20 protein-coding genes and 1 riboswitch are annotated in these 19166 nt (G+C 65.7%); of the genes, 10 read left to right on the top strand and 10 right to left on the bottom strand.

Going from position 1 to position 19166, the window contains the following annotated elements; genetic code table 11:
- The first annotated feature begins 32 nt into the window (after positions 1-32).
- Positions 33-3395 (top strand): error-prone DNA polymerase, encoded by a 3363-nt coding sequence (locus tag ACQPYR_RS38860; protein ID WP_433624476.1) that lies wholly within the window; start codon positions 33-35, stop codon positions 3393-3395.
- A gap of 3 nt (positions 3396-3398) precedes the next feature.
- On the opposite strand, the gene ACQPYR_RS38855 is transcribed toward ACQPYR_RS38860, so the two are convergent.
- A complete protein-coding gene (locus ACQPYR_RS38855; protein ID WP_433624474.1) occupies positions 3399-3797 on the bottom strand; it encodes a nuclear transport factor 2 family protein in 399 nt (132 codons plus the stop codon).
- Between the two features lie 107 nt (positions 3798-3904).
- Between ACQPYR_RS38855 and ACQPYR_RS38850 the strand changes: the two genes are divergently transcribed.
- The 3 genes from ACQPYR_RS38850 to ACQPYR_RS38840 all read left to right on the top strand — a co-directional run bounded on the left by ACQPYR_RS38850 (position 3905) and on the right by ACQPYR_RS38840 (position 6505).
- On the top strand, positions 3905-4543 hold the full coding sequence (locus tag ACQPYR_RS38850; protein WP_433624472.1) for a TetR/AcrR family transcriptional regulator: 639 nt from the start codon (positions 3905-3907) through the stop codon (positions 4541-4543).
- 31 nt (positions 4544-4574) lie between these two features.
- Entirely contained in the window at positions 4575-5600 is a 1026-nt protein-coding gene (locus ACQPYR_RS38845; protein ID WP_433624470.1) for a DUF4349 domain-containing protein, read from the top strand.
- A gap of 674 nt (positions 5601-6274) precedes the next feature.
- Positions 6275-6505 (top strand): DUF167 domain-containing protein, encoded by a 231-nt coding sequence (locus ACQPYR_RS38840; protein WP_040686756.1) that lies wholly within the window; start codon positions 6275-6277, stop codon positions 6503-6505.
- 38 nt (positions 6506-6543) lie between these two features.
- On the opposite strand, the gene ACQPYR_RS38835 is transcribed toward ACQPYR_RS38840, so the two are convergent.
- Together ACQPYR_RS38835 and ACQPYR_RS38830 are read right to left on the bottom strand one after the other, a co-directional pair.
- Positions 6544-7008, bottom strand: a complete 465-nt coding sequence (locus ACQPYR_RS38835; protein ID WP_433635361.1) for a tRNA (cytidine(34)-2'-O)-methyltransferase — start codon at positions 7006-7008, stop codon at positions 6544-6546.
- A 26-nt stretch (positions 7009-7034) separates the two neighbouring features.
- Positions 7035-7622: a TetR/AcrR family transcriptional regulator gene (locus tag ACQPYR_RS38830; RefSeq protein WP_433624468.1), complete on the bottom strand. Its 588-nt coding sequence runs from the start codon at positions 7620-7622 to the stop codon at positions 7035-7037.
- A 112-nt stretch (positions 7623-7734) separates the two neighbouring features.
- Here ACQPYR_RS38830 and ACQPYR_RS38825 point away from each other — a divergent pair, with 112 nt between their 5' ends.
- The gene (locus ACQPYR_RS38825; protein ID WP_433624467.1) at positions 7735-8643 is read left to right on the top strand and encodes an SDR family oxidoreductase; all 909 of its coding nucleotides are present in this window, start codon (positions 7735-7737) and stop codon (positions 8641-8643) included.
- On the opposite strand, the gene ACQPYR_RS38820 is transcribed toward ACQPYR_RS38825, so the two are convergent.
- The gene (locus tag ACQPYR_RS38820; protein WP_433624465.1) at positions 8630-9181 is read right to left on the bottom strand and encodes a carboxymuconolactone decarboxylase family protein; all 552 of its coding nucleotides are present in this window, start codon (positions 9179-9181) and stop codon (positions 8630-8632) included. The two genes, ACQPYR_RS38825 and ACQPYR_RS38820, sit on opposite strands and share 14 nt — an antisense overlap.
- 284 nt (positions 9182-9465) lie before the next feature.
- Between ACQPYR_RS38820 and ACQPYR_RS38815 the strand changes: the two genes are divergently transcribed.
- Positions 9466-9711 carry a DUF3017 domain-containing protein gene (locus tag ACQPYR_RS38815; protein ID WP_083897680.1) on the top strand — a complete coding sequence of 82 codons (246 nt, stop codon included), beginning with the start codon at positions 9466-9468 and terminating at the stop codon, positions 9709-9711.
- Between the two features lie 25 nt (positions 9712-9736).
- Here the strand turns inward: ACQPYR_RS38815 and ACQPYR_RS38810 are convergent, their stop codons facing one another.
- Positions 9737-10300: a hypothetical protein gene (locus tag ACQPYR_RS38810; RefSeq protein ID WP_433624463.1), complete on the bottom strand. Its 564-nt coding sequence runs from the start codon at positions 10298-10300 to the stop codon at positions 9737-9739.
- A 250-nt stretch (positions 10301-10550) separates the two neighbouring features.
- Positions 10551-11201, bottom strand: coding sequence for a nitroreductase family protein (locus ACQPYR_RS38805; protein ID WP_433624461.1), 651 nt, complete (start codon positions 11199-11201; stop codon positions 10551-10553).
- A 69-nt stretch (positions 11202-11270) separates the two neighbouring features.
- Here ACQPYR_RS38805 and ACQPYR_RS38800 point away from each other — a divergent pair, with 69 nt between their 5' ends.
- Entirely contained in the window at positions 11271-11645 is a 375-nt protein-coding gene (locus ACQPYR_RS38800) for a winged helix-turn-helix transcriptional regulator (RefSeq protein WP_433624459.1), read from the top strand.
- Here ACQPYR_RS38800 and ACQPYR_RS38795 read toward each other — a convergent pair.
- On the bottom strand, positions 11642-12589 hold the full coding sequence (locus tag ACQPYR_RS38795) for an oxygenase MpaB family protein (RefSeq protein WP_433624457.1): 948 nt from the start codon (positions 12587-12589) through the stop codon (positions 11642-11644). The two genes, ACQPYR_RS38800 and ACQPYR_RS38795, sit on opposite strands and share 4 nt — an antisense overlap.
- A gap of 137 nt (positions 12590-12726) precedes the next feature.
- Between ACQPYR_RS38795 and ACQPYR_RS38790 the strand changes: the two genes are divergently transcribed.
- Entirely contained in the window at positions 12727-13416 is a 690-nt protein-coding gene (locus ACQPYR_RS38790; RefSeq protein WP_433624455.1) for a TetR/AcrR family transcriptional regulator, read from the top strand.
- A 16-nt stretch (positions 13417-13432) separates the two neighbouring features.
- Here the strand turns inward: ACQPYR_RS38790 and metX are convergent, their stop codons facing one another.
- The 3 genes from metX to ACQPYR_RS38775 all read right to left on the bottom strand — a co-directional run bounded on the left by metX (position 13433) and on the right by ACQPYR_RS38775 (position 15790).
- Positions 13433-14545: a homoserine O-acetyltransferase MetX gene (gene metX / locus ACQPYR_RS38785; protein ID WP_433635360.1), complete on the bottom strand. Its 1113-nt coding sequence runs from the start codon at positions 14543-14545 to the stop codon at positions 13433-13435.
- Between the two features lie 103 nt (positions 14546-14648).
- Positions 14649-14810, bottom strand: a complete 162-nt coding sequence (locus ACQPYR_RS38780) for a hypothetical protein (RefSeq protein ID WP_433624453.1) — start codon at positions 14808-14810, stop codon at positions 14649-14651.
- 82 nt (positions 14811-14892) lie between these two features.
- Positions 14893-15003: riboswitch (SAM riboswitch) on the bottom strand.
- Positions 15004-15046: 43 nt separating this feature from the next.
- The gene (locus ACQPYR_RS38775) at positions 15047-15790 is read right to left on the bottom strand and encodes a TetR family transcriptional regulator (protein ID WP_433624451.1); all 744 of its coding nucleotides are present in this window, start codon (positions 15788-15790) and stop codon (positions 15047-15049) included.
- Positions 15791-15923: 133 nt separating this feature from the next.
- Here ACQPYR_RS38775 and ACQPYR_RS38770 point away from each other — a divergent pair, with 133 nt between their 5' ends.
- On the top strand, positions 15924-17417 hold the full coding sequence (locus tag ACQPYR_RS38770) for an MFS transporter (RefSeq protein WP_433624449.1): 1494 nt from the start codon (positions 15924-15926) through the stop codon (positions 17415-17417).
- Positions 17418-17696: 279 nt separating this feature from the next.
- Positions 17697-18914, top strand: coding sequence for an NADP-dependent isocitrate dehydrogenase (locus ACQPYR_RS38765; protein WP_433523049.1), 1218 nt, complete (start codon positions 17697-17699; stop codon positions 18912-18914).
- Positions 18915-19166: the final 252 nt, after the last annotated feature.

Raw genomic sequence — 19166 nt, 5'->3', positions numbered from 1 at the left:
GTATGTTCGACTATGTGAGGAGGTGATGTGTCATGGGTTGGAGCAACGGCCCGCCTACCTGGGCGGAGTTGGAGCGGGTGCTGTCCGGTCGACCTGGGCCGACGAATCCGGACGCGATGTATCCGGGCGACGGCGGCGACAGTCCGGCGTGGTCGCGCAAGCGCGGGGATTATCGGCCCGAACCGGTCGAACCGCCAGGTGGTCCGGTGGTGCCGTACGCGGAGTTGCACGCGCATTCGGCCTACAGCTTCCTCGACGGTGCGAGTCAGCCGGAGGAGTTGGTGGAGGAGGCGGTGCGGCTCGGGCTGGAGGCGATCGCGCTCACCGACCACGACGGCTTCTACGGAACCGTGCGCTTTTTCGAGGCGGCGAGGGAATGGGGTATCCCGACGGTCTACGGGGCCGAATTGTCGCTGGGCACTGCGGAAGACACACCGCGCCTCGGGAATTCGCTCGGCCATGTCGGCGCACCCGATTCGGCGCCGCGCACCGGCTCGCCGGACCCGGCCGGTCCGCATCTGCTGGTACTTGCCCGCGGTCAAGAGGGCTATCGCCGTCTCTCCAGTGAGATCGCCGCCGCACACATGGCCGCGGGGGAGAAGGGCATCCTCCGCTACGACTTGGACGCGCTCACCGCCGCGGCGGACAGGCACTGGCACATCCTGACCGGATGTCGCAAAGGTCATGTGCGCCGCGCCCTCGACCACGACCTACAGGCGGGAGACACCCGTCTCGGGCGCGCCGAGGCTGCCCTGCGCGACCTGACGGAGCGCTTCGGCGCCGACCGGGTGAGCGTGGAACTCACCCATCACGGCATTCCGGAGGACGACGAACGCAACGCCCACCTCATCGCCCTGGCCGATCGTCTCGGTCTGCCCGTGGTGGCCACCACCGGAGCGCATTTCGCCGCACCTGCCCAGCGCCGTCGCGCCATGGCGCTCGCGGCGATCCGGGCGCGCCGGAGCCTGGACGATATCGCGGGCTGGTTGGCACCGACCGGTGGCGCACACCTGCGCTCCGGCGCGGAGATGGCGCAGTTGTTCGCCGCCTGTCCGGAGGCGGTGGCGAACGCGGTGACGCTTGCCCGCGAATGCGCCTTCGATCTGAAATTGATCGCCCCGAGCCTGCCGCCGTTCGACGTGCCCGACGGCCACGACGAGGCGTCCTGGCTGCGTGAACTCACCCTTGCGGGCGCGGCTCGGCGTTACGGTCCGCCGTCGGGAAATCCCGAGGCGTATCGGCAGATCGAGCACGAACTCGCGATCATCGACGAGCTGAAGTTTCCCGGTTACTTCCTGGTGGTGCACGATATCGTCAGCTTCTGCAAGGAAAACGACATCCTCTGCCAGGGCCGGGGTTCGGCCGCCAATTCGGCCGTCTGCTACGCGATCGGCATCACCAATGTCGACCCGGTCGCCGCCGAGTTGCTGTTCGAACGCTTCCTCGCACCAGAGCGCGACGGCCCGCCCGATATCGACATCGATATCGAATCCGATCGCCGCGAGGAGGCGATCCAGCACGTCTACGCCAAATACGGTCGCGAATACGCCGCTCAGGTGGCGAATGTGATCACCTATCGCGGCAAGTCAGCGGTTCGCGATGCCGCACGCGCACTGGGCTTTTCACCTGGACAGCAGGATGCCTGGAGTAAACAGGTGAGCCGGTGGACGGGGGTCGGCGCCGAAACCGGCACCGATATTCCCGCGGAAGTGCTGGAGCTGGCCACCGAAATCGAGGGTTTGCCAAGACATCTCGGCATCCATTCCGGCGGCATGGTGATCTGTGACCGGCCCATCGCCGATGTCTGCCCGGTCGAATGGGCGCGCATGCCCGGCCGCAGCGTACTGCAGTGGGATAAAGACGATTGCGCCGCGATAAATCTGGTGAAGTTCGACCTGCTCGGTCTCGGCATGCTCTCCGCGCTGCACTACATGATCGATATGGTGCGCGAGCACAAGGGCGAAACCGTCGAACTGCACAAGCTGAACCTGAAGGAAACCGCTGTCTACGAGATGCTTTCGCGCGCCGATTCGGTGGGGGTGTTCCAGGTGGAGTCGCGGGCGCAGATGGCCACGCTGCCCCGGCTGAAGCCGCGGGAATTCTACGACCTGGTGGTGGAGGTGGCGCTGATCCGACCCGGCCCGATCCAGGGTGGTTCGGTGCATCCCTACATCCGTCGCCGCAACGAGGTCGAGGAAGTGACCTATGACCATGACGCACTGAAGAATTCGCTGAAACGCACCCTCGGCGTGCCACTGTTCCAGGAGCAGCTCATGCAGATGGCCATCGACGTCGCCGGTTTCACCGCCGCCGAGGCCGATCAGCTGCGCCGCGCCATGGGTTCCAAACGCTCACCCGAACGCATGGAGCGCCTCAAGGACAGGCTGTATCAAGGCATGCGCGATTTGCACGGCATTAGCGGCGAAGTTGCCGACCGCATCTACGAGAAACTGTATGCCTTCGCGAATTTCGGCTTCCCGGAGAGCCATTCGCAGAGCTTCGCCTCGATCGTTTTCTACTCGGCATGGTTCAAACTGCACTATCCGGCGGCCTTCTGCGCCGGATTGCTGCGTGCCCAGCCGATGGGGTTCTACTCCCCGCAGTCGCTGGTCGCCGACGCCCGCAGACATGGCGTCCTGGTGCACGGACCCGATATCAATGCCAGCCGCGCCGAACCCACCGTCGAAAACCACGGTGACGAGGTGCGGCTCGGTCTTGCGACCGTCCGTCACATCGGCACCGACCTCGCCGAACGCATTGTCGCCGCCCGATCGTCCGGCCCGTACACATCCTTCCTCGACCTGACCGGTCGCGTGGAACTCACCGTCGCTCAAGCCGAATCACTCGCCACCGCAGGCGCTTTGGGTTGTCTCGGCATCACCCGACGCGAGGCGCTGTGGGCGGCGGGTGCCGCGGCGGGCGAACGTCCCGATCGACTTCCCGGCACCGGCGCCGCCACCACGGCACCCGCTCTGCCCGGCATGAGCGAACTCGAGCTGGCCGCCGCCGATGTCTGGGCCACCGGCATTTCCCCGGGCAGCTATCCCACCGAATTCCTACGCCCGCAACTGGATGCGCTCGGTGTCGTCCCCGCCGCCGGCTTGCTCGACGTGCCCGACGGCTCCCGCGTTCTGGTCGGCGGCGCCGTCACGCATCGGCAACGCCCTGCCACCGCCGCCGGTGTCACCTTCCTCAACCTGGAAGACGAAACCGGCATGGTGAACGTCGTCTGCTCGGTGGGCCTGTGGACCCGCTATCGCCGCTTGGCCCAGAGCGCCCCCGCTCTGCTCATCCGCGGCCGGGTCCAGAATGCCGAGGGCGCGGTCAGTGTCGTCGCCGAATATCTGCAGCGCATGGACCTGCGCGTCGATACGAAATCCCGCGACTTCCGTTGAGGCTCAGAACATTCCGTTCGCATTGGCGGCCTGCTCCGGAACCGGCTGGATGACATCCCAGTGTTCGACCAGCTTTCCGTCGGCGAGGCGGAAGATATCCATGATCGCCAGTCCGCGGTCGCCGGGTTCGCGCACGCCGTGCACATGGGCGACCACGTAATCACCCTCTGCCACAACGCGTTTCACTTCGACACGGAGTTTCGGCGCGCCCTCCTTCAGGCCGGTGAGGCGTGCGAGTAGTCCGTCGAAATCATCGGCGATCTCCGGATTGTGCTGGATGTAGCGCGAACCGAAGAACTCGGCGGTGGCCTCGAAATCCTTGGCATTGAATGCGGCTTCGTAGAACGCGAGGACGGTCTGTTTATTCGATTCGAGCTTCGGATCGACGAAAGTGCTGGTCATGAGCACACTCCGATCTTTTCGAGCGACCTGCGAGCAGTCGCTAGTGGTAACTGAACAGCTGTAGCGCTACAACTGTAGCGCTACGTGTGTCCGGCTACAATCCTCTGATGACCTCCGATGCGACGACCCGGCGCGGTCGCAATCCGCGTGGCCACGGCGGCCGACTGCGTGCGGAGATCATCGACGCCGCGATCCGGCTGCTGGATGAACTCGGCGATGATCAGGCCCTGTCCATGCGCGCGGTCGCGCGCGAAATCGGCAGTGCCGCAACGTCGGTCTACCTGCATTTCGCCGACCGTGACGCACTGGTGTCGGCCGCGCTGGAGCGATATCACGGCGATCTGGTGCGCGCGATCGACGACGCGGAGGCCGCCGTCGACGATCCCGTCGACAGACTGCGCGCTCGCATCCGCGTCCTCGGCGACTGGGCCTATCGACATCCGGGCATGTACAAGGTGCTGCACGAGAGCACCCTCAACCAACGCGTGGACCTGCCGTTCAAACGGGAGCTGACCGAACGCACCGCCGCCGCGATCCGGCGCTGCATGGATGCGGGTCTGGCACCCGTCGACGACCCGGTCTCGGTCATGCTCGATCTGCGCGCGGCGGTGCACGGCGCGGTGTCGATGCGACTCAACGAACCCGGCCAGACCTGGCCGTCGCTCGCCGATCAGATCGAACGATTTCTCGTGAAACTGGTCGGCGTCCCTTCGGCATTCGGGAATGGCCCGCATCGAGTTTCGTGACCGAATTCGCCGCAGCGGCTAACCTGCGTGCATGCGGAAGCTTGCTGTGCTGGTGATCGGCCTGCTGGGTTTGACGTTGCTGGTCGGCTGCGGTGATGACAACGACGACAATGCCAGTTCGGGCCGGTCGAGCATGGCGACCGTAGCGCCGATGGCGCCGCCGCCGAGTCTGCGCGAGGGTTCCCCGGCGAAGGGGGATACCGGCGGGACCACCGTCGAAGCGCGCAAGGAGGTCATCACCGGCAGTGTCGACATCACCGCGGATGATCCGATCAAGGCGGGCGGCAAGGTGACCGATCAGGTGCGCGAGGTCGGCGGCCGGGTCGACAGCCGCACCGAACAGCCGGGCACCGATGACACCGATCCGCAGTCCACGCTCACCGTGCGAGTGCCCGCGGACAAGACGGACAAGTTCATCGACGGCCTCGGCGGGGTCGGCCGAGTCACCCGGATGAGCACCAACCGCGACGACGTCACCATGCAGTGGGAGGACCTCGACGCCAGGATCAAGGCGCTGCAGGCCTCGGTCGACCGGTTGCGCGCGCTCATCTCCGGTGCGACCAATACCGCGGATCTCATTGCCGCCGAACAGGCGCTGTCGAGTCGGCAGGGTGAGCTCGACAGCCTTACCGCGCAGAAGCGGCACCTCGACGATCAGGTCGCGCTGTCCACGCTCACCATCGACATCACCACCGAGGACAAGGATTCCGATGCGGGGCCGACCAATTTCTGGGACGGCATCGTATCCGGTTGGCATTCACTGGTCGATTGGCTGAAAGACGCGGTGGTGTTCACCGGCAAGGCGATTCCCTGGCTCGGGTTCGTCGTGGTGATCGGCGCGGTGTTGTGGGGTCTCGTGCGAGTGGTGCGGGGCCGGAAGCATTCGTCGGGATCGGGAGAATCCGAGCAGGGCAAGGCCGCTGCGGTCGGTACGCCGACCGGGGCGAGCACGACGGCGGCAGAAGGTACCGGTGCTAACGCAGGTGCCGGTGCTGAGACTGGCACGAGTGCTGGAACCGGGGCAGGCACTGGAACTGGTGCAGGCATTGGGGATTAGCGCGGGTGCTGGGACTGGCGTGGGTGCGGGAGCCGGTGTGAGCCGGTGTGTTAGGGATGCGGACCTGGGCCGGTGCTGCCGGTGCTGAGACTGTGCGGGTGCCGGAAGTGGCGCGGGAACTGGTGCAGGCATTGGGGATTAGCGCGGGTGCTGGGACTGGCGTGGGTGCGGGAGCCGGTGTGTTAGGGATGCGGACTTGGACCGGGGCCGGTGCTGAGACTGTGCGGGTGCCGGAAGTGGCGCGGGAACTGGTGCAGGCATTGGGGATTAGCGCGGGTGCTGGGACTGGCGTGGGTGCGGGAGCCGGTGTGTTAGGGATGCGGACCTGGGCCGGTGCTGCCGGTGCTGAGACTGTGCGGGTGCCGGAAGTGGCGCGGGAACTGGTGCAGGCATTGGGGATTAGCGCGGGTGCTGGGACTGGCGTGGGTGCGGGAGCCGGTGTGTTAGGGATGCGGACTTGGACCGGGGCCGGTGCTGAGACTGTGCGGGTGCTGGAACTGGCGCGGGAACTGGTGCAGGCATTGGGGATTAGCGCGGGCGCTGGGACTGGCGCGGGAACCGGTGCAGGTACAGGGACCGGGCCGTACTGCAGGTGCTGGTGCGGAACTGGTTGAGGCACTGAGACCTGCAAGGTGCTGGTACAGCGAAAGGCGCTGGGGCGATAGGAGATACAGGTGCCGACGGTCGTAAGGGCGACGATCAAACCGAACAGCCGTAAGGGCCCACTCGTCGAAACCCTCGACGACGGCACCCTGCAGCTGTACGTCCGGGCCCCGGCCGTGGAGGGCAAGGCCAACAAGGCCGCCATCGAACTGCTCGCAGACCACTACGGTGTCCCCAAATCCGCCGTCCGCCTCGCCGCTGGCGCAACCTCCCGCTTCAAACGCTTCGAGCTGGACCTCTGACTCCCGCCGTCATCGTCGAATCGGGTTGAGCGACACGGTCATACAGCGCCGGGAAATCCGAACTGGCGCCAGGCCTCGTAGACGGTCACGGCGGCGGCATTGGAGAGGTTCATCGAGCGCCGGCCGGGCAGCATCGGGATGCGCAGTCGATCGGTGATGTGCGGATCGTCGAGCACCTCCAGCGGCAGTCCCGTCGGTTCGGTGCCGAACAGCAGCACGTCACCCTCGCGGTACGCCACATCGGTATACCGCGTGCTCGCCTGGGTCGTGAATGCGAATACGCGCTCGGGCCGCACCGCATCCCACGCCGCCGCAAGGTTCTTGTGCACCGTCACCGAGGCCAGATCGTGGTAATCCAATCCGGCCCGCCGCAACTTCGCCTCCGAAAGGTCGAACCCCAACGGCTCGACCAGATGCAGTTCACACCCGGTCCCCGCGACAAGTCGAATCGCATTGCCGGTATTTCCGGGAATCGCGGGCTCGTGAAACATCAAACGGAACACCCGTGCAGTCAACCAGGTCGCTCCGGCTAGCCCGGAACGACATCGGGTAGGTCCCGCGCGCCCGTCACGAGTTTCAGTTCGTCGACGGATTCTCGGATGAGTTGCGACAGGGTGCGCTCGCCGTCGACCCAGCTCTCGAAGGCGATCTTGAATACCGCGATCCCGGCCTCGGCGGCCAGACTCGCGGCCGGATCGGTCACGCCTCGCCCGCGTAGCGCCTCGGCCAGCGCGGCGGCGAGCGTTGCGAGTTTGATCAGCTCGCGCTCTCGAAGTTCGGCATTGGCCGCGATAACGGCTTGCCGTTGCCAGGCGAACTCGCGGCGCTGCTCGAATACGGTTTCGGCGACCTCGGTGAGCGCCGTGGCGATCGCCTCGATCGGCGGCATGGTTGCGGGCGCGTCGTGCACCCCGCGCACGAGGGCCTCTTGGAGCGCGCTCGCCCCTGCGAACAGGACCTCGCGCTTATCGGCGAAATGCCGGAAGAACGTGCGCTCGGTGAGCCCTGCCCGGTTGGTGATCTCGGCGACGGTCGTGCTCTCGAATCCGTTCTCGCGGTACAGCTCCAGAGCCGATTTTTCGAGGCGACCGCGCGCATCAGGCTCCCATCGACTCATATGCGGGATCCTATCCGATGACAGCGACTGTCATCGGATGTACTGTTGATGACAGTCACTGACATCACTGCCTTCGCGCAGGCGAGGGCATCAAGAGACTTGGAGTACTTCCGTGCGGATTTTCATTACCGGGGCATCGGGACATATCGGCTCCGCGGTCATCCCCGAACTTCTCGACGCCGGACACGAGGTCGTCGGCCTGGCTCGCTCGAACGAAGCGGCCGCCACGGTGGCAGCAGCCGGTGCCGACGTGCACCGCGGAGATCTCGGCGATCTCGACAACCTGCGCGCGGCCGCCGCCGCGGCCGACGGCGTCATCCACCTGGCCTTCAAACATGAAGCCATGCAGACCGGCGACTACGCCGGAGCGATCGCGGCCGATCTGCGTGCCATCAAGACGATCGGCGATGCGCTCGCGGGCACCGGCAAACCCTTCGTGGGCACATCGGGCACGCTCACGCTCGCGGCAGCCGGGCTGAGCCGGGCAGGCACTGAAGCCGACGCACTCGATGCAGGGCCGCGGGTCGACGCCGAGAATGCGGTGGTCGCGCTCGCGGATCGCGGGGTTCGATCGGCTGTCGTCCGGCTACCACCGACCGTGCACAGTTCGCTTGACCGCTACGGCTTCGTCCCGATCTTGATCGCCACCGCCCGCGATAAGGGCGTCGCCGCCTACGTCGGTGACGGGAACAACCGCTGGCCCGCCGGACACACACTCGATGCCGCGCACCTGTACCGCTTGGCGCTGGAAACCGCCCCCGCGGGATCGCGGTTACATGCCGTCGACGACGAAGGCGTGCCCTTCCGTGAGATCGCCGAAGCGATCGGTCGCCATCTGGACCTACCGGTGATCGGCATCCCGCCGGAGCGGGCGGACGCTCACTTCGGTTTCCTCGGTCCCCTTGTCGCGCTGGACAATCCGACCTCGAGCGCGCGGACCCGGGAAATGCTCACCTGGAAGCCGACACACCCCGGCCTCATCGAGGATCTCGACCAGGGTCATTACTTCAGCGCTCGTTAGCGGCCCGCTCCGGGATGGCGCATGCCATGCCGTCGGCCATCCCGGTCGGACGCACACCCAGGCCTTGGTTGTGCCGGGCGCGCTGGTTCTCCCAGGCGATGCTGGCAGTCAGTTCGGCGAACTGTCCTTTGGACAGGTGTGTCAGCAATTCGGTGCGCAGGTCCGCGAGGTCGATGACCGGAGTTGCGGTCATCGCTTCGGCGAAGGAGATGACGAGTTTTTCCAGGTCGCTGTAGGCGTCGCTGGTGCGATAGCGCGGTAGGTCGCGCAGTTGTTGTTCGGTGAGTCCGCTGGAGTGCGCCAGCGCCGAGCCGATATCCAGGCAGAATTCGCAATTCACGAGTCCGGCCGTCTTCAGTTCGGCCAGTTCCTTGAGCTTCGGATCCAGTCTGTTGCTGAACAGCAGCGCTGTTTCGTATCCGATCGTGCCGAAAAGAATCTGCGGTCGGCGGGCGAGCCAGCCGAACAGGTCGGATCGGTTCCGCTTCGCCTGCCGAACCGCTTGCAGGTAGTGCCGAATCCGGGTGAGCGCTCGCATTGTCCGTACCCCCTTGTGCCGGATGAATCTTTCTCTTGAAACTACGCCGCGTAGTAGTTGGAGGCAATGCCTGATCGGGTGTGCCGCCGAGCGGCGAAATCTGTTGCGGAGCAGTAGCCCTGCCTCGAGGCTCGTCGTGTGAGTGCGCGGCCGTGTCGCACTGGTGTGAGTGGCCGCATGTCGTCTGCAAGAATCGGGGCGTGACCGACGTTGACTCGTCTGCCGCCGAACGGCAGTCCGACCGGACCAGCCCGGGTGCGCAGTTCCTGCGCTGCCACCTGCCCATGCTGGTCGTGACGGCGGTCATTCTGCTCGCGGTCGTATTCGTTGCCTGGGATCGCTGGCGTCGCGGCGCGCTGTTCTTCGGCGGTGCGGCCCTGCTCGCGGCCACCTTCCGACTCTGCCTGCCGACAGCCCGGGTCGGACTGCTCGCCGTGCGCAGCAAGCCGTTCGATGTCGCCGCACTGAGCCTGCTCGGCAGCGCCATCGTCTTCATCGCCGCGACGATCAATACGCTCGGCGTCGGCTGAGGCCGCAGCGATCTTCCCGCGCATATCAGTTGTGGCAGGTGTCCCTGTCGTTGTAGAGCATGAGCTGGGTGACCTTGGCATCGGCGGGCATATTCCGGTAGATGCCGAGGAAGCCGTAGCGCGCGGGTTGGTCGGGTACCACGGCGGAACTCCAGTTGTAGCCGATCTCGAGCGTGGGATAGGCGGCGCGCACTTCGTCGACAGTGGAGCCGACGGCTATGCCCTCGGGGGTACGGACCGGAAGTTTGCCGGGCATGATCGCGACTATCTCGCCCTTGTTGGTGAAACCCTGCCAACCGGCTCGTGCGGTATAGCGGCCGCAACCGGGCGGATCGTTGGTGTCGTCGAAGGCCGCGATTTCACCGGTGGCCTCGGCCTCGCTCCGGCTCATCCCGAGTCGCAGTTCGCCGAAGCCGAGCGGGCCGAGGACGGTCGGCGCCGGTGGCAGGGTGGTCGTGGACGCCGCTGGCCGGGTGGTCTCGGTCGGCTCGTCCGAGCACCCCGTGACACCGGTGAACACCGCGCCGAGCAGCGCGAATGTCAGTACGGCACGATGAATACGCATGGTCTTACCCCCGATGTCGTCCATGAACCGGAATGCCCGCCGAGCTGAGACGGTGCGATATCGGCCCAGTCTGCACATCGGCGACTCCCCGAGTCAAGGCAACATCCATCGGCCCACGTATACCTTATGCGTCACCAGTTCGGTCTCGGTGTCGGCTGAGGCACAACAACTTTCGTCGGCAGCTACCGGTCGCGGCTGCTTCCGTCGAGCGCGGTGAAACAGCGGCTTCCATGATCTTGCGGAGCCGCGATTTCACCAGTGCCGAAATACGATGTCAGCTCCGGCTCGACGGGTATCGCTCGGTGAATACGGTGCGTTCGCGTGGGCGGCGACCCGGATGCGGCGCGGTGGTGTCGCTGTAGCCGATCGCGACCATGACCGCGATGGCAAGGTCGGGGCGGTTCTCGATACCGATGGCCTTCTTGACCAGGTCCGGATCCCAGCCGTTCATCGGGGCCGACGACAGGCCGAGGCTGGTGGCGGCGAGCATGACATAGGTCGCGGCGATCATCGCATTCTTCACGGCGTTCTCGCGGGTGAGTCCGCGCTGTTGCAGCGAGTGGAATTCGCTGCGCGAGTGGAACATTGCGGTGAAATCCGCATTCCACGCGCCGTTGCGTGCGGCCAGTTCGGCGATATCGGCATTCTCGGCCTGCCATGCCGCTGTCTCGGCGACGAAGACCAGCACTACCGGGGCCTCCAGCGGTTGTGGCTGGCCGAAGGCGGCGTTCGACAGGTCGCGGCGGCCGGACGCGCTGGTCACCAACACGATCGACCGATCCTGCATATTCCACGCGGTAGGTGCCTCGACGGCCAGATCCAGCAGTTCGTCGAGTAGTTCGCGGGGTACCGGATCCGGACGGTAGTGGCGGGTGGTGCGACGGGCGCGGATCGCGGCGGGAACCGAAAGTGTCTGTGTGTTCATGATTCTTACTATCGGAGAGTGATGAACTATTAGGAAGACAGCACTAAATAGTGCGCTACACTCCGAAAGGTGCGTACAGTGATCGAGGCCAGCGGGCTGCCTGCAGATGTCTACTCGGCGAAGTGCCCCACCCGGCAGGTGCTCGACCATGTCGCTGGTAAATGGACTGTGCTCATCGTGGACGCGCTCGCCGAGGGCACCATGCGCTACACCGATCTGCACCGACGCGTCGAGGGCATCTCACAGAAAATGCTCACGCAAACCCTGCGTCAGCTGGAAACCGACGGATTCGTCACGCGCACAGTGCATCCCACCGTGCCGCCGCGCGTCGACTACGACCTCACCGACCTCGGCCGCAGCCTGCGCACCCCGATCGCGGCGCTGCGCGACTGGATCGAGGTCAATATCAACCGCATCGAAGCCGCACGTCGCGCCGCCCGCTAGCCGACCTCGGCTATCGCGCGCCGACCGCGCCCGCCGTACAACCGGCGCGCCTCGCTCGGCGTAATCGTCTCCAGCCGGGCCGGCGGCTCGCCCTTCAGGTGCTGCTCCAGGATCCGACCCGCCATCGGTGCGATGAATGGTGCGGCGGCGATCAGGCCGAACGAGTTGAATGCGGCGCTGCCCCACACGATGGTCTTCGCGGCCGGTTGGACGAGCAGATCGACGATTCCCCAGCGATCGAAGCGGCCGAGCTTGCGCATCCATTTCGGCAGTGTGGCAACCGAAGCCAGGGACAGTAGCCGACTGCCGAGGGCGTAACCGATGCCCGCGCCGTTGCGCGGCGAGGTCCACAGCAGGTGGTGCATGCCCTCCTCGGCACGCTCGGAGGTGCACAGGCTCGGGCGGACCTTCGCGAAGTACGCGCGCACCTCCTCGCGAGAGCGCGGCACATCCTCCGGCTTGCAGGTCTGCAGTTCGGCGGCGATCGCGCACTCGCGCCAGTAGCGCGCCTCTTCCTCCGGGCCGAGCGGACCGGGACCGAAGACCTCGTAGGCCTTGAGTACCGAATGCCAGCCGGTGATGTGGATCCACAGCTGGGTGTCCGGACTGTTCGCGCTGTAGCGCCGGCCACTGATCGGTTCGATGCCGGTCATCGGCGCGTGCACCTGCATCAGATGTTCCGAGGCCTCGATGGCTGTACGGCCGTCGGCGATCGCGACGAGCAGGAAGTAGGCGAAGGTGTGGTCCAGCCGGCTGCGCGGGTCGGTGTAGATGCCCTGCGAATCGGCCACGGCCGCGGTCAGGAACGGATCGAAGTGCTCGAGTACCACCGCGCGCTGGAATCCGATCACGGCGGTCGGCGCGGTCCAGATCTTCCAGCTGGGCGAATCCGGGCCGAAGAACCCGTAGTCGTCCCGGCGAAGAGTGGTCGGATCGAAGGACATCTGCTGCTCCTTTGCCTGCTCGCCCTCCTGGATCGGCGAATGCAACGCAACCGTAGCAATTGCGGCGCGGCAATACAACGGTCGCGTAGCATTTGTTCTCGGATGGATTTCCATAATCGGAGGCCGATGCTGACAGGATGGACGCGAATGGAGGTGCATCGACAGTGACGGAATCGCGCACCGCGCCGGACCGGCCGCGACGGCGATACGCGCCACGCCTACCTCCCGAGGAGCGCCGCGTCCAACTGCTCGACGCCGCCTACGCGGTGTTGAGCAGGGTGGAGTTGCACCAGCTGAGCATGGAGGCGGTCGCGCAGGAGGCGGGCGTCGGAAAACCGGTGCTGTACACCGTGTTCAAGACTCGCGCGGAACTCGTTGCGGCACTGCTGGAACGCGAACGCGAACGCGGTCTCGAGCAGGTCGCCGCGACCTTGCCCACCGATCTGCTCGGTGCCGATCCGGTGGCAGCGGCCTCGGCCACGGTCGAAGCGTTCGTCGGTGTCGCACTGGAGAATCCGACGCGCTGGCGCCTCATCCTGGCCACGCCAGGCAGCGCCCCCGACGAATACCGTGCGGCACTCGCCGATTCCCGTACCGGTATCTTCACCCAGGCCGAATCCCTGGTCAGCATGGGTATCGCACTCGATCCGCGTTGGGCGGGAATGGATTCCGCACTACTTGCCAATGCGGTGCTGAGCGTCGCCGAAATGCTCGGCAGGCTTGCGGTCAGCGCGCCGGACGAGTATCCGCGCGAGCGATTGGAAGGCTTCGTCCACTCCATCGTCCAACTGCTCGTCGGCGCCCCCGCCGCACAGTCGAAGCAGTGATGGGGACGCCGAACTTTCAGCTGTTGCGACCGACTTGCGCCAGTCGCATTGTTTCGGTGAGCAATTTGGATACGGCGGCGGCTTCGGTGAGAAAGCCGTCGTGGCCGTCGCGGGAGTGCACGATCTCCAGGCCCTCGCAGCCCGGCAGTCCGTCGGCCAGTTCCTGTTGAGTTCGCAACGGGTACAAGCGATCCGAGTCGACGCCGCCGACCACGCACGGTACCGGGGTGGCGGCGAGGGCGGCCGCGATGCCGCCGCGCCCGCGGCCGATATCGTGTCGGTTCATCGCCTCGGTCAGTAGCACGTAGGTGGCGGGATCGAAACGGCTGCAAAGCTTTTCGGCCTGGTGGTCCAGATAGCTCTGTACCGCATAGCGGCCGCCGTTGCGCGGATCCTCGTCGCCCTGCGCATTGTTCTCGAAGCGGTGATCGAGTTCGCCCTCGGTGCGGTAGGTCAGGTGCGCGATGCGGCGGGCGATGCCCATGCCGGTCGTCGGGGCGCGATCGGTGTCGTGGTAGTCGCCGCCCTGCCAGTCCGGATCGGCCTTGATGGCGGCGATTTGCGTTGTCTGCGTGCCGATCTGGTCGGCGGTGGCGCGTGCGCCGACGGCGAGTACCAGTGCGGAACTGACCCGTTCCGGCGCGCCGACCATCCACTCCAGCACCCGCATGCCGCCCATCGAACCGCCGACGACGGCGGCCAGGCGTTCGATGCCGAGCAGATCGAGCAGCGCCGCTTCCGCGGTCACCTGATCGCGGATCGAGATCTCCGGAAACCTTGCACCCCAAGGCTTTCCGTCCGGCGCCAGCGTGGAGGGGCCGGTGCTGCCCTTGCAGCCGCCGAGCACATTCGTCGCGATGACGCACCATTCGTCGGTATCGACCGGTGCGCCCGGCCCAACCATGCCGTCCCACCAGCCGGGCATCGGATGGATATCGTCGGGCACCCCGACGACATGCGAATCGCCGGTCAGCGCGTGCTCGACGAGCACCACGTTGTCCAGTGCGGGGGAGAGCTCACCCCAGCGCTGGACGGCCAGATGAACGTCCGGGATGACTGCGCCGCTCTCCAGTCGCACGTCCCCGATGGCAATGATGCCGAGCCTCCCGTCCGGCGGTGGCAGGGCCACTGCGGACGAACGCGCGGTACTCGGGTCGGTCACGGTCACGACTCCGCCTCGCTAGCGCTCGGCTCCGTCGCGACCGAGGGTGCTGTGTTGATGGTTCGCTCGCTCACGTCGTTGCCGCCGTGAAAACAGCCCGCTGCCGACAGTGCGTTGCCGATGCCGGGGTGATCACGAGGGCACGCACATCCTCGATGCTAGCTACCCGACTGAACCGGGCCGTGGTCCGGTAGACCGGGAGTGCGGCCGCGGACGCGATGGGGTCACTCATGTCGTGCTCCAAAGGGTTGTTCGCCGACAGGTCTTATCGGGATCTGGGTAACGGACAACAACTCATCGGAAATACCTCCTGAAGTGCGCGCTTGCTCTCGACCATCGAGAGCCCGGTCATCACCCGGAGCACCCCACCGCTGCTGGAGGGTTGCCGTCCAGCAAGCCGGGGCTTCGCGCTGGCACTCATGACCTGACGGACATGGTAACCGGCGCGCGGTCGGCGACTGAAATCCGTTACCGGTTGTCCGCCGGTTCGGTCGCGGGCTGCCCGGTGCATACACGCATGAACTCGTCGTACGACGTGGTGAATCCGGCGCGGGCCTCCGCGGCGGCCGCAGCGGTGTCTTCCTCGTCGAAGATCGAGTTCTGGCACTCCATGCTGAGGTGGCCGATCAGCTGCCAGGCGCCGACGACCAGCTGCACCGGCAGCGCATCGGACTGGGTGCCGAGTCGCTCGGCGATCGCGTCGGCGATCGCGGCGTTCTTGTCGTCGGCCAGTTCCATGCTCTGCGCACTGACCGTCGGACTGCTGCGCAGGATCCGCTGCATCTGCTGGAAGCGCCGGAACGACAGTGGTCCCTCGGTATTCACCGCGGCCTGGTCGACGACCAGCAGGAAGGCCTCGCGCAGCGATTGCAGCTCATTGCCGGTGACCGGCAGTCCACGCAGGCATTCGGCGATCGCGAGTCCGAAATCCTTGACCGGCCCGAGGACGATGGCCTCTTTGCTGTCGAAATACCGGTTGATCGTGCGCGGGGACACATCCGCACGGTCCGCGATCTGTTCGACCGTCGTCGCGTCGAATCCCTGTGCGTCGCATAGGTCGAGCGCCACCTCGATGATGCGCAACCGGGTCTGCTGCTTCTTGCGCTCGCGCAACCCCGGACCGCCGGGCGCGCTGGGCCCTGGGTTCGCTGGGGCGCGCACAGCGTCCTCGGCTGTGGCGCTCGCGCCGATCGGCGTCGATGACTCGAGCATGTCCTCATGTTAGCGCAATCGGGACGGTTTGTGTCTTTAACGGCCAAATGTCGTAGTGCGACATTTTTCTCTTGACGACAAATGTCTGCTGATGACAGGATGGCTGCAACGAACTTCGGACGAGGAGACCAAGGTGAGCGAGACTGCGACAGCGGTGGAAGTTCTGGAGAAGCAAACGAGTTCGGCGCGCTGGCTGGCCCTGGGGGTGATCGCATTGGCCCAGCTCATGGTGGTTCTCGACGCCACTATCGTGACCATCTCGCTGCCCTTCGCCCAGCAGGATCTCGACATCAGCGACGGCAATCGGCAGTGGATGCTGACCGCCTACACGCTGATCTTCGGCGGTCTGCTGCTGCTCGGCGGACGGCTGGCCGACTACCTCGGGCGGCGTCGGATATTCATCGTCGGCCTGGTCGGCTTCGCCGGTGCGTCCGCGGTGGCGGGCCTGGCGCAGAACGGTGCGGAGCTGTTCGCCGGACGGGCGCTGCAGGGTGCGTTCGCGGCGCTGCTCGCGCCCGCGGCACTGTCACTGCTCTCGGTGACCTTCACCGAGGCCAAGGAGCGCGCGACCGCGTTCGGCGTCTTCGCCGGTATCTCCGCGGGTGGTGCGGCACTCGGCCTGATCGCGGGTGGCGCGCTGACCGAATACGCCTCCTGGCGCTGGTGCCTGCTGGTGAACACCCCGATCGCATTGCTCGCGCTGCTCGGCGCGCTGGCCTTCGTGGTGAAGGATGTGCCGACACCGCGCACCGGCGGCTATGACGTGCCCGGCGCCGTCACCGTGACGCTCGGTCTGATCGCCATCGTGTACGGATTCAGCCGCGCCGCCGAGGACGGCTGGCTGGCCGGCAGCACCCTCGGGCTGCTCGTCATCGGTGTCGCCCTGCTGATCGCCTTCGTCGCCATCGAGCGTCGCTCGTCGAATCCGCTGCTGCCGCTGCATATTCCGGGTGAGATCAACCGCGGTGGCGCCTTCCTGGCGGCGTTGCTGATCCCGATCGCGATGTTCGCGATGTTCCTGTTCCTGAGCTACTACTTCCAGATCACCCTCGGCTACTCGTCGCTGAAGGCCGGTTTCGCCTTCCTGCCGTTCCCGGCGGGCATCGCGATCTCCGCCGGTGTCACCAGCGCGCTGCTGCCGAAGCTGGGCCCGCGCCCGCTGATGGTGGCCGGGGCCGTGCTCGGTGTGCTCGGTCTGGTGTGGCTGGCGCAGCTGAGCTATGGCGACAGCTACTCGGTCGGCGTGCTGCCCGCGCAGCTGCTGATCGCGCTCGGTATGGGCCCGCTGTTCGTCGGGATGCAGACCGTCGCGCTGCATCAGGTCGAGGAGGAGGACTCGGGTGTGGCCAGTGCGCTGTTGAATGCGGCACAGCAGGTCGGTGGCGCGGTCGGTACCGCACTGCTCACCACCATTTCGGTGCAGACGGCCAAGACCTTCGCGCAGAACAATCCGACGGTGGACAACCTGATAGCCCGCGCTTCGATCCACAGCTACGACGTGGCGTTCTATGTCGGCGCCGGCTTCTTCCTCGCGGCAATTCCGGTGATCGCGTTGATGATTCGGGACAAGCCGGAAAACCTGATCGAGGGATCCGAGCAAGACGCGCGGATTCCGGTCGCGGTCTGATCCTTAAATAGCGATGTCCGGGTGTCCGATGGGATGCCCGGACATCGCTATTTCGGCAGGCTCCGACCTACTTGTCGGTAACAATTTCGGGCAGCTTCACATGGGGGGCTGCCCGCGCGGTGAGAACAATGGCAGCAGTACGCTTGTCTTGTTTGCACCACTCGTCTCGCGGACAACGCGGGACATATACGTTGTCTGTTGGAACAGCTGGGGTCCGCTCACAAGCGTGTTCGCCTGGCCGTGCAATAAGGGCACCATCCTAGGAGGACACGAAGATCCATGTCCAAGATCAAGGTTGAAGGCACCGTCGTCGAACTCGACGGCGACGAGATGACCCGGATCATCTGGCAGTTCATCAAGGACAAGCTGATCCACCCGTATCTCGATGTGAACCTCGAGTATTACGACCTCGGCATCGAATATCGGGACAAGACAGACGACCAGGTCACGATCGACGCCGCGAATGCGATCAAGGAGCACGGTGTCGGCGTCAAGTGCGCCACGATCACTCCGGATGAGGCCCGGGTCGAGGAATTCGGCCTGAAGAAGATGTGGCGCTCGCCCAACGGCACCATCCGCAACATCCTCGGCGGAACCATCTTCCGCGCGCCGATCATCATCTCGAATGTGCCGCGTCTGGTCCCCGGCTGGACCAAGCCGATCATCATCGGCCGTCACGCGTTCGGCGACCAGTACCGCGCCACCGACTTCAAGGTGTTCCAGGGCGGCACCGTCACCCTCACCTTCACCCCCGAGGACGGCAGCGAGCCGATCGTGCACGAGGTCGTGCAGATGCCCGAGGACGGCGGCGTCGTGATGGGTATGTACAACTTCAAGAAGTCCATCGAGGACTTCGCGCGGGCCTCGTTCAACTACGGCCTGCAGCAGAATTACCCGGTCTACATGTCGACCAAGAACACCATCCTCAAGGCCTACGACGGCATGTTCAAGGACACCTTCCAGGAGGTGTTCGATGCCGAGTTCAAGACCCAGTTCGACGCGGCCGGACTCACCTACGAGCACCGTCTGATCGACGATATGGTCGCCTCCTCCATGAAGTGGGAGGGCGGCTACGTCTGGGCCTGCAAGAACTACGACGGCGACGTGCAGTCCGACACCGTGGCCCAGGGCTTCGGCTCGCTCGGCCTGATGACCTCGGTACTGCTCACCCCGGACGGCCGGACCTGTGAGGCCGAGGCCGCGCACGGCACCGTCACCCGGCACTACCGCCAGCACCAGCAGGGCAAGCCGACCTCGACCAACCCGATCGCGTCGATCTTCGCCTGGACCCGCGGCCTCGAGCACCGCGGCAAGCTGGACAACACCCCCGAGGTGATCGGTTTCGCGCAGACACTCGAGGATGTCGTCATCAAGACCGTCGAGGGCGGCCAGATGACCAAGGACCTTGCGCTGCTCGTCGGCGGCGATCAGGGCTACCTGACCACCGAGGAGTTCCTCGGTGCGCTCGACGCCAACCTGGCCCGCGCCCTGCGCTGACCGGTTGATCTGAATACCCGGCGCTGGGCAAGAGCCAGCGCCGGGCGCGACATACGGGCACCCGCGCCACACCGGTGGTACGGGTGCCCGCACTGTTTCACGAGTCGTGTTCGGCGTTCGATGTGAAGTGCTCGGGATCGCAGTATTTGTGCGGGAATCGCCGCGCTGTTGGCATGTGCTGCCCGGAATGCGCGGTATGTGGGCGGCGCTTTCGATTTCTCGAGGCTGACGTGGGGGAACTCACCTTTGCGC

It is taken from the genome of Nocardia sp. CA-120079 (assembly GCF_050955745.1).
Classification (GTDB): domain Bacteria; phylum Actinomycetota; class Actinomycetes; order Mycobacteriales; family Mycobacteriaceae; genus Nocardia.
Note: the sequence above shows the minus strand (reverse complement) of the source record. Positions and strands in the feature narration are given on the sequence as shown.

Excerpts from the sequence above, each read along its gene's own strand:
- ACQPYR_RS38860 (WP_433624476.1), top strand. The coding sequence starts at position 33 with ATGGGTTGGAGCAACGGCCCGCCTACCTGGGCGGAGTTGGAGCGGGTG.
- ACQPYR_RS38855 (WP_433624474.1), bottom strand. The coding sequence starts at position 3,797 with ATGACCAGCACTTTCGTCGATCCGAAGCTCGAATCGAATAAACAGACC.
- ACQPYR_RS38850 (WP_433624472.1), top strand. The coding sequence starts at position 3,905 with ATGACCTCCGATGCGACGACCCGGCGCGGTCGCAATCCGCGTGGCCAC.
- ACQPYR_RS38845 (WP_433624470.1), top strand. The coding sequence starts at position 4,575 with ATGCGGAAGCTTGCTGTGCTGGTGATCGGCCTGCTGGGTTTGACGTTG.
- ACQPYR_RS38830 (WP_433624468.1), bottom strand. The coding sequence starts at position 7,622 with ATGAGTCGATGGGAGCCTGATGCGCGCGGTCGCCTCGAAAAATCGGCT.
- ACQPYR_RS38820 (WP_433624465.1), bottom strand. The coding sequence starts at position 9,181 with ATGCGAGCGCTCACCCGGATTCGGCACTACCTGCAAGCGGTTCGGCAG.
- ACQPYR_RS38815 (WP_083897680.1), top strand. The coding sequence starts at position 9,466 with ATGCTGGTCGTGACGGCGGTCATTCTGCTCGCGGTCGTATTCGTTGCC.
- ACQPYR_RS38810 (WP_433624463.1), bottom strand. The coding sequence starts at position 10,300 with ATGGACGACATCGGGGGTAAGACCATGCGTATTCATCGTGCCGTACTG.
- ACQPYR_RS38805 (WP_433624461.1), bottom strand. The coding sequence starts at position 11,201 with ATGAACACACAGACACTTTCGGTTCCCGCCGCGATCCGCGCCCGTCGC.
- ACQPYR_RS38795 (WP_433624457.1), bottom strand. The coding sequence starts at position 12,589 with ATGTCCTTCGATCCGACCACTCTTCGCCGGGACGACTACGGGTTCTTC.
- ACQPYR_RS38790 (WP_433624455.1), top strand. The coding sequence starts at position 12,727 with ATGGACGCGAATGGAGGTGCATCGACAGTGACGGAATCGCGCACCGCG.
- ACQPYR_RS38780 (WP_433624453.1), bottom strand. The coding sequence starts at position 14,810 with ATGAGTGACCCCATCGCGTCCGCGGCCGCACTCCCGGTCTACCGGACC.
- ACQPYR_RS38775 (WP_433624451.1), bottom strand. The coding sequence starts at position 15,790 with ATGCTCGAGTCATCGACGCCGATCGGCGCGAGCGCCACAGCCGAGGAC.
- ACQPYR_RS38765 (WP_433523049.1), top strand. The coding sequence starts at position 17,697 with ATGTCCAAGATCAAGGTTGAAGGCACCGTCGTCGAACTCGACGGCGAC.